Annotated in this window: 7 protein-coding genes; 2 read left to right on the top strand and 5 right to left on the bottom strand. The window is 73.2% G+C overall.

The features are described from left to right. Positions 1–22 precede the first annotated feature (22 nt). Positions 23–769 (top strand): G1 family glutamic endopeptidase, encoded by a 747-nt coding sequence (locus AB0F71_RS20135; RefSeq protein WP_360235982.1) that lies wholly within the window; start codon positions 23–25, stop codon positions 767–769. Positions 770–887: 118 nt separating this feature from the next. Here AB0F71_RS20135 and AB0F71_RS20140 read toward each other — a convergent pair whose 3' ends face one another. From AB0F71_RS20140 to AB0F71_RS20150, 3 genes are all read right to left on the bottom strand, one after another. Next, positions 888–1856, bottom strand: a complete 969-nt coding sequence (locus AB0F71_RS20140) for an NAD-dependent epimerase/dehydratase family protein (protein WP_360235985.1) — start codon at positions 1854–1856, stop codon at positions 888–890. A 73-nt stretch (positions 1857–1929) separates the two neighbouring features. Beyond that, complete coding sequence (locus AB0F71_RS20145; RefSeq protein ID WP_360235988.1) at positions 1930–2568, bottom strand: ester cyclase; 639 nt, start codon at positions 2566–2568, stop codon at positions 1930–1932. A 59-nt stretch (positions 2569–2627) separates the two neighbouring features. Next, a complete protein-coding gene (locus AB0F71_RS20150; RefSeq protein ID WP_360235991.1) occupies positions 2628–3389 on the bottom strand; it encodes an SDR family oxidoreductase in 762 nt (253 codons plus the stop codon). A gap of 133 nt (positions 3390–3522) precedes the next feature. On the opposite strand from AB0F71_RS20150, the gene AB0F71_RS20155 reads away from it, so the two are divergent. After that, complete coding sequence (locus AB0F71_RS20155; protein WP_360235994.1) at positions 3523–4422, top strand: LysR family transcriptional regulator; 900 nt, start codon at positions 3523–3525, stop codon at positions 4420–4422. Positions 4423–4460: 38 nt separating this feature from the next. On the opposite strand, the gene AB0F71_RS20160 is transcribed toward AB0F71_RS20155, so the two are convergent. Then, complete coding sequence (locus tag AB0F71_RS20160) at positions 4461–4805, bottom strand: hypothetical protein (RefSeq protein WP_360235997.1); 345 nt, start codon at positions 4803–4805, stop codon at positions 4461–4463. Between the two features lie 224 nt (positions 4806–5029). Continuing rightward, positions 5030–7819: an Ig-like domain-containing protein gene (locus tag AB0F71_RS20165; RefSeq protein WP_360235999.1), complete on the bottom strand. Its 2790-nt coding sequence runs from the start codon at positions 7817–7819 to the stop codon at positions 5030–5032. Positions 7820–8164 lie beyond the last annotated feature (345 nt).

An 8164-nucleotide genomic window follows, 5' to 3' on the forward strand; every position in this document is an offset into this window, starting at 1 on the left:
ACCCCCTCACAAGGGAGTAGCCATGCCCGAAGCCCGTCGGCGCACCCTCGCCGTGGCCACCGCCCTGCTGACCGTCCTGGGCGCCGCCGCACCGGCCGTCGCCGCCACCGCCCCCACCCTCGTCCAGGCTCCGCTCGCCGCCCGTCACGGCGGCGGCACGCTGCACAGCACCAGCGGCAACTGGTCCGGCTACGCCGCCACCGGCGGCCGGTTCACCAGCGTCAAGGCCAGCTGGGTCCAGCCCGCCGTCTCCTGCACCGGCACCGACACCTGGTCCAGCTTCTGGGTCGGACTGGACGGTGACGGCAGCAACAGCGTCGAGCAGACCGGCACCGAGGCCGACTGCTCCGGCGGCTCGCCGGTGTACTCCTCCTGGTACGAGATGTACCCGGCCTACCCGGTCAACTACAGCAACACCGTGCGCCCCGGCGACCACTTCACCGCGAGCGTCACCACCAACGGCAGCGGCTCCTTCACCCTCACGCTCGCCGACACCACGGCGGGCTGGAGTCGCACCGTCAACAAGTCCCTCAAGAGTGCCGCGCTGGCCTCCGCCGAGGTGATCGCCGAAGCCCCCTCCAGCTCCACCGGGGTGCTCCCGCTGTCGAACTTCCATTCGGTCTCGTTCAGCAGCGCCACCGTCAACGGCCAGAGCCTGGGCGGCTTCAACCCGGACGCCATCACGATGGCCTCCGGCGGCGTCACCAAGGCCACCACCTCCGGGCTGAGCGGCGGCAGCGCCTTCTCAGTGACCTGGAAGCACAGCTGACCCCGAGCCTGCGGAAGGCCGCCGCCCCCTTGCGGTGATGGGGGGCGGCGGCCTTCCGGCTGTAGCCGGCGCAGTGGCCGGCGCAGTGGGCGGCTCGGCGGGCGGTTCAGCGTCCGGTTCAGCGGCGGTGCCAGGCGGCGAGGAGGTCGGCCTCGGCGGTCGGGGTCAGGGCCTGCGGCAGTGGTTCGAACGGTTCGATGTCACGGGCGGTGTCCGCCACCGGGCGGAGCCGGAGGCCGGTGGCGAGGGCGGCGGCCGGGTCGGCGGTGTTGGTGGCCCGGCGCAGCGGGTCGGCGCTCCACAGCGGCAGTGCGCGGTCCTGGATGCCGGAGGTCAGGAGGAAGTCGTCGTCGACCCAGGTGAGCGTGGTCCCGGCCGGGGCGACGGCGGAGGCGATGGCGTCGAGCAGGTCGCCCATCGTGAACGGCGGGGGAGTCGCGGCGTGGTAGGCGCCGGTGGCGCCCTTCGTCAGCAGGTCGAGCATCCAGTCGGCGAGGTCGCGGGCGTCGACGACCTGGAGCGGGGCGTCGGGTCGGCCCGGGGCCAGCACCTCGCCGCCACGGGCGATCCGCTGTACCCAGTGGTCGAAGCGGTGGGTGTAGTCCTGGGGGCCGATCACGTACGTCGGCCGCACCAGCAGTGAGTCCGGGCCGAACCGCTCGACGGCCGCCCGCTCGCACTGGACCTTGAGCACGCCGTAGGTGGCCGGGGTGATCTCCTCGGGCTCCGGGCCGTCGGCCGGGAGCAGCGGGGAGTCCTCGGTGAACCCGGGGGCGGCCGGGGTGTCGTAGACGGCCATGGACGAGACCAGGAGGTAGCGCCCGGCCGCGCCGGGGTCCAGGGCGGCGGCCAACTGCCGTACCTGGCGCGGGAAGTAGGCGCTGACGTCGACGGTGGCGTCCCAGCTCAGGCCGCGCAGCGCGGTGAGGTCCGCGTCGCGGTCGGCGATCAGGTGGGTGGCCTCGGGGAGCAGGTGGGCGCCGGAGCGGCCGCGGTGCAGCACGGTGACGTCGTGCCCGGCGGCCAGCGCGGCCCGGGCGAAGTGGAGGCCGACGAACCGGGTACCGCCCATGATCAGTATGCGCATCGGACCATGGTTCCAGCTCGGCCCGGTTCCGGCCAAGGGATTGCCGGAACCGGGCCGAGTGCGTCACCAGGCCTCAGCCGTGGATGCCCAGTTGGGCCAGCAGCGCCTGGTTGTCCTCGATGTGCCAGTCCTCGACGATCCGGTCGGTGCCGACGTGCTGGATGTCGATGGCGTTGAACTCGACGGCCTGGCCCCGGCCCCGGACGCCGTCGAAGGTGCCGGTGAAGTGGCCGCGGAAGACCAGCCGGGCGGTGATCCGGTCACCGGCGACCAGCACGTCGGACAGCTCGCAGGTCAGGTCCGGGACGGCGACGCGGAAGTTCTTCGAGGCGAACAGCGGGCCGGCCGGGCCCTGGGGGCGGCCGGACGGGAGCGTGTTGTCCCGGAACTGCGGGCTGATGGCGGCGTCCAGGTACCGCTGCTGCCCGGTGTTCCAGAAGGTGTACAACTGCTGGGCCAGTCGCACCTCCTGGGCCGCGCGCCGGGTGCCGAGCGAACGGTCCACGGTGAGCGCCTTCGGCTGGACCAGGTCGGGCGAGCGGTCGATCAGGTTCTGCGGCCAGCTGGGCGCGGGCCGGTGGTGGCCCCGCTCGGGGGAGGGGGCGGTGGTCGGGGCGGGCGCGGCGGCAGCGGTGCCGGCCGCCAGGGCAGCGACGGTGGCGAGGGCGGCGGCGGTGCGGGTGGTGGCACAGCTCAGGATCGGCCAGCGCATGGGGAGTTGCTCCTCGGGGCGGTTGGGGTGGGGTGGGCGGTCGGGGGCGGGGCGGACGGTCAGGCGAGTCGGCCGCCGCCGTCCACGTGCAGCACGGTGCCGGTGACGTACGGGTTGTCGATCGCGTACAGCACCGCCTTGACCAGGTCCTCCGGGGTGCCGACCCGGCGGGCCGGGTTGCGGGCGGCGACGCCGCGCAGGAAGGCGTCCTTGTCGGCGCCCAGGCCGTCCCAGGAGCCGGTGTCGACGATGCCGGGGGAGACCGCGTTGACCCGCACCGGGGCGATCTCCACCGCCAGGGCCTGCACCAGGAAGGCCAGTGCGCCGTTGGTGGTGGCCATCACCGTGCGGGCGGGCGCCGGGCGCCAGGCGGCGACCCCGGAGAAGAAGGTGAACGAGCCGCGCTCGGCGGCCTGCCCGGCCAGGTGCTTGGCGAGCAGCAGCGGGCCGATCACCTTGGCGGCGAACGCCCGCTGGACGTCGGCGAGTTCGAGCTCCCGCAGCGGGCCGTTGGCCGGCATCGCGGCGGTCGAGACCAGGTGGTCGAAGGTGCCGACCCGCTCGGCGAACCGGGCGATCGACTGCTCCTCGGCGAGGTCGACGGGCAGTACCTCGGACGGTCCGGCCAGTTCGCCGGCTGTCCACTCCAGCTTGCGCGGGTCGGGGCCGGCCAGGACGACGGTGGCGCCGGCTGCCGAGGCGGCGGTGGCCACGGCCCGGCCGGTGTGCGAACCCGCGCCGACCACGATCAGTCGCTGCCCCAGCAGCGAGGTGCCCTGCGGCGGAGTGACGGCGGACGGCGGCGGGGTGCTGATGGACATGGGGGTGCTCCTTCGGGGGCATCGGGGATCCGGCCGTCCGCTGCGTTGTGCGCGGCGGCCACACCACGACCCTCTCCCGGGGCCCCGCCATGAGTCCAAGGCTTGTTCTCTACCGCTGCCATAAAATCCGCTCATGGCAACGCCGACGCTCCGACAGCTCGAATACCTGGTCACCGTGGTCGACACCGGCTCGTTCACCCGCGCGGCCGAGCAGCTGCACGTCACCCAACCCGCGCTCTCCCACCAGATCCGGGCCCTGGAGGGCGCGCTCGGCGGCCCGCTGCTCGAACGGCTGCCGCGCGCGGTCCGGCTCACCCCGACCGGCCGGGCCGTACTGCCGCACGCCCGGGCGGCACTGGCCGAGGTCGAGCGCCTGCAAGCGGTGGCCCGGCGAGCCAGCGGCCTGGAGGAGGGGGAGCTGGAGGTCGCCGCCGTCTACTCGATCAGCCTCGGCATCCTGCCGCCCGTCCTCCGGGCCTGGCACCGCCGGCACCCCGGCGTGCGGATCCGGCTGCGCGAGTACTCCCACGCCGAGCGGCTCCAGGAGGCGATGGCCGCGGGCCGGGCCGACCTCGCCATCGGCCCGGTGCCGGAGGGCTGGGAGGGGCCGATCCGGGAGCTCGGCGTCGAGGAGTTCACGGTCGTGCTGGCCTCCGACGACCCGCTCGCGACCCGCCCCACCCGCTCCATCGCCCTCGGCGAGCTCTCGGACCGGGCCTGGGTCCACTACGCCCCCGACAACGGCCTCGCCGACCTGCTCGACCAGGCCTGCGCCCGCGCGGGCTTCCACCCCCGGGCGGCGGTCCGCGCCGAACAGACCTCCGCCGCACCGCTGTTGGCCGCGGCCGGCCTCGGCCCGGCGCTGGTGCCCGCCGACATCGTGCCGGCGCACTTCGACGGCCTGCTGCTGCGGCCCGACCCGCCGGTCCGCCGGGCCCTCGCCGCCTACACCCGCACCCGCCCCGACCCGCTCACCGTGGCCTTCACCGAACTGCTGGCCCAGCGGGCCCGGATCAATCCGGGGACGGGCTGACGCACCTGCGCGGCGGCCCGGGCCGGGAGGACGCCCTCTCACAGGGCGGCAAGCACGTCCTGGTGCACACCGTCGAGGACGAACCCGTTGTCCAGCCGGACCCGGACCGTCACCCGGCTCCCCCGCTCCCGGTGCTCGGCCCACTCCGGCTCCAACGCGGCGAGCTGCGCCACCAGCCGCTCCCGGCTGGCCTCGGGCATGGTGTGCCCGTAGTCGTCGAACAGCGCCTTGAGCCGCTGGTACTCGCGGACCCCTTCGCTCTCCGGGAGTTCGCCGTCCACCCGCTCGACGGTGCCCTCCGCCCCGGCACCCAGTGACAGCAAGCCGACGGCGGCAGCGGGCTCGCCGGCGACGGCCTCACCGAGCCCGAGGTCCTCCGTCAACCTGACGCGTCGTCCTGCCTCCAGGGTCATCCGTGCGCTGCCTCTCGATCGATCGCTGCCCGCCGGCCCGGTCGGCCGACGGTCCGGCCATTATCCGTGCAGCGGTCATATCCACGCGGTGGGGATCCGGGGGCATGCCGAGGGGTCCGGCGCGCGGCGCCGGACCCCTCGGATCGATTCGGATCGACCTGGATCGACCTGGATCCACTTACCGGTTCACCGGTTCACAGATTGGCGCACTGCCCGGTGCGCGCGCCGTGGACGGTGTTGGGGTTGCCCCCGTTGGTCGGCGGCGGGTTGTTGCCGGTGCAGTGGAGCGAGCCGCCGATGGTGTTGCCCTCGATCTCGGCCCGGGAGTCCTCGGGGAACGGGCCGGTGCCGGTCGTGCCGTTGACCTCGACCGAGCCGCCGATCCGGTTGGCGATCAGCTCGGCGCCCGCGTGGTTGTCGTCGAGGTGGACGGAGCCGTTGACCCGGTTGCCGGTACAGCCGTCGTCACCCGGGTCGCCGACGAGGACGAACCCGCTCGCGCGGCCGACCTCCACCGTGCCCGTGGTGCTGGAGCCGCACATGCCGAAGAGCGTGCCGTTCTCGGAGTGCACACCGCCGAAGACGGTGGAGTCGCCGATGAACAGGGCCCCGCCGGCCGCGCCGCGGACCGACCCGTGCACGGTGGCGCCGATGACACAGGTGCTCGGCGCGGTCGCGTCCACGCCACCGTGGACGTCACCGGTGATGACATTGGCGCAGGTCACCACCTCGGTGAGGGTCTCCGGCCCGCCCGCCAGGAAGCTGCCGTCGCCGCTGTACTGCGCGGTGATCGTGTGGCTGCCAGGGAGCAGGTTGCCGAAGGTCACCTGGGCCTGACCGCAGTGGGCGCCGCCACCGGGGGCGAGGGTGCCGGTGCCCAGCACGGTGGAGCCGTCCCGGAACGTCACCGTGCCGGAGGGCGGCAGGGCCGGGTCGGTGCTCGGGGGTGCCGGGCAGACGGTGTCGGTGAAGGTGACGGGCTGTCCGAAGGCCGCCTGGCCGCCGTCCGAGGAGGCCAACGTGGTGGTGACGGAGGCTTGGTTCACGGTCTGGGTCAGGCTCATGGCCGTGTTGCCCTGGAAGTCGAGGTCACCGCTGTAGGTGGCCTCGACGGTGTGGTCACCGACGGTCAGCGAGGAGATGGCGGCCGAGGTGGCCTTCCCGGTCGTGGTGTCGACGGGCACCGGGCTGCCGAGCTGGGTGCCGTCCACCTTGAACGTGACCGTTCCGCCGTCCGGGGTCGGTACGACGGTGGCGGTGAAGGTCACCGGCTGCCCGTAGACGGACGGGTTCGCGGAGGAGGTGAGCGTCGAGCTGGTCGCCGTCTTCGGGACGCTGAAGAAGATCGTGTCGGTCGGCTGGGCGGTGGTCTGGCCGGTGCCGTTGAGGTTGCCGACGAACGCGCCGTAGAAGGTGGTGCCGACCGCCTTGAGCTGCTCGTAGTCACCGAACAGCCGCTCGGTGGGGGCGCCGGGGGTGCCCATCGGCGTGGTGTAGGTGCGCAGCGAGAAGTCGGTGAAGGTGGCGCCGTGGTCGAAGCTTCGGGCGAGGTGCGCGGTGAAGATCGGGAAGCCGTTGGTGTTGTTGCCGTCGGAGGTCAGGTAGAGGACCCCGACGGTGCCGTCGCTGAGCACCGCGACGGACGGCAGCGCCGCGTTCGTCGAGGTGGAGACGTTCACCTCGGAGCCGATGGTGAGGTCGTTCGCGCCGTTGTCGGTGAGCCGGCGCAGCCGGATCTGGTTGGTGCCCGACACGTCGACGCCGTACGCGACGAACACGTCGCCGCTGGTCGGGTCGACGGCGGCGTGGTGGATGCCGCCGAGCAGCGCGTTGACCCCGCCGAACTTGAAGCCCTGGCCACCCTGGTCGCTGCTGACCGAGGCGACGGTGACGCCGTCCGTGGCCGTGGTCGGGGGTGTGCTCGGGGACCGGGGGTTGCCCAGGTCCCAGGTCCGGCCGCCGTCGGTGGACCGGTTGATCCTGATGGTGACGGGCTGGGGCTGGCTGACCATGTTGCTGCCGCCCTGCTGGTACAGGGCGTACACGGCGCCGTTGCGCGGGTCGCCGGCCAGCCGGAGCCCGCCGTTGATGCTGTCGTTCAGGGCCCCCGATCCGACCCCCACGTCGTTGGCGGTGGGGAAGTCGACCGGGCTGGCGTGGTTGCGGGCGACGTTCACCCGGTCGTGCGGACTGGCCGTGGTGCCGGGGGCGTTGAAGTCCTGGTAGCCGACGTAGACGTTGTCCTGGGTCGGGGTGCCGGTGTCGGGGTTGGTGATCAGCCAGGGCTGGTCGTTGAACGGGTGCGTGCCGGTGGTGAGCTGGGTGGTGGTGGGCGTGGGGTTGTTCCACGCCCACGACGAGGCCTTGGTGGGGTCGGTGGTCGAGCCGGTGACGACCACGTTGGCACCGTTGTTGCAATTGAGGAAGGTGCCGTAGAGGGTGCCGTTGCGGCCGTAGTCGATCGTCTGGTCGCACGGCCCGCCGGAGGTGCCGGGGACGCCCGGCGGCACCGGGATGGCCGACTCGGGGGTCCAGCTGGTGCCCCCGTTGGTGGAGTAGAGCAGCTGGGCGGCGTTGTCCCAGCGCGATCCCGGCTTGGGGCCGAAGCGGGTGATGGCGATCTGCTGGGGGTTGGCGGGGTTGATCGCGATCGACGGCTCGCCGAAGGTCGGGGTGGAGGCGGCGGAGGCGTCCGCGTCGATGATGTTCAGCCCCGGCACCCGCTGCAGCGGCCGGACCAGCCGGGGTGTCTCCGGTCCCGGGCGGTCCGTCCGGTCGGGCGGCTGGTCGGTGGCGCCGCCGGACCTCGCGGTGGTGGTCGGGTTCGGCGGCGGCGCGGCGCTCTCGCCGGCCCAGGCCTGTACGGACAGCAGCAGCGGTCCGGCGGCCAGCGAAAGCGCGAGGGCCGCGCCGAGCGGGCGCCGGAGGGAGCGTCTGCGGGGGTGTCCGGGAGGGATCGGTCTCCGTCGGTGTGCGGGTGCCACAGGTCGGTCCCTTCGATCACGTGACATGGCCGTCACATTGTGTGACCGAGAAGGGCGATTGGTGATCCGGCACTCCCGGCATGGACACGTTCGCTCACGGAAGTACCGCAGACGGCCGAGCTGGACACCCTCGCGGCGGCACGCCGCCCGACAGTGGCCCGGCCGGACTCTGCTCACCGACCTGAACCACCAGGGCCGCGCGTCCGACCACGAGCCGGCGGCCACCGGTGTCCAGGTTCTGCGGTCGGCTAGGGCGTGTCTTGTGGATCAGGTCGGACCAGACCGCGGCGTCAGGGTGCGTGCATCGCAAGGCGGAGGAGGGAGTCCATGCGGAGCATCGGCGAC

This window comes from Kitasatospora sp. NPDC028055, from assembly GCF_040637885.1.
Taxonomy (GTDB): Bacteria; Actinomycetota; Actinomycetes; order Streptomycetales; family Streptomycetaceae; genus Kitasatospora.